Annotated in this window: 1 protein-coding gene and 1 tRNA gene; both read right to left on the reverse strand. The window is 52.4% G+C overall.

The features are described from left to right. Positions 1 to 2: 2 nt before the first annotated feature. Positions 3 to 75: transfer RNA gene (locus SB725_RS30550), tRNA-Val, on the reverse strand. A gap of 61 nt (positions 76 to 136) precedes the next feature. Continuing rightward, the coding region (locus tag SB725_RS30555; RefSeq protein WP_410923085.1) for a hypothetical protein at positions 137 to 319 on the reverse strand (183 nt) is incomplete at its 5' end.

The following is a 319-nucleotide window of genomic DNA, read 5'->3' on the forward strand; positions in this document are numbered from 1 at the left end:
GGTGGGTGATGACGGGATCGAACCGCCGACATTCTGCTTGTAAGGCAGACGCTCTCCCAGCTGAGCTAATCACCCTTTACCTTCGTTGCGGGGCACATTATGCCACAGGTTTTCGTAAAGTGTTGATTTAATTGAATTATTTTTCAAATAAATCCGAAAACCGGTGAAACGATGCAACCTGCAGGAACAACGGACAATCTACAGACAGAAAAAAACCCGCGTGAGCGGGCTTTTCCGTGGTGACCTGGCGTTCAGCGTTCCAGGTAACCGAATATGGCGCAGCGGACGGGACTCGAACCCGCGACCCCCGGCGTGACAG

It is taken from the genome of Pseudomonas sp. SIMBA_041, from assembly GCF_046535095.1.
Lineage (GTDB): Bacteria > Pseudomonadota > Gammaproteobacteria > Pseudomonadales > Pseudomonadaceae > Aquipseudomonas > Aquipseudomonas mucoides.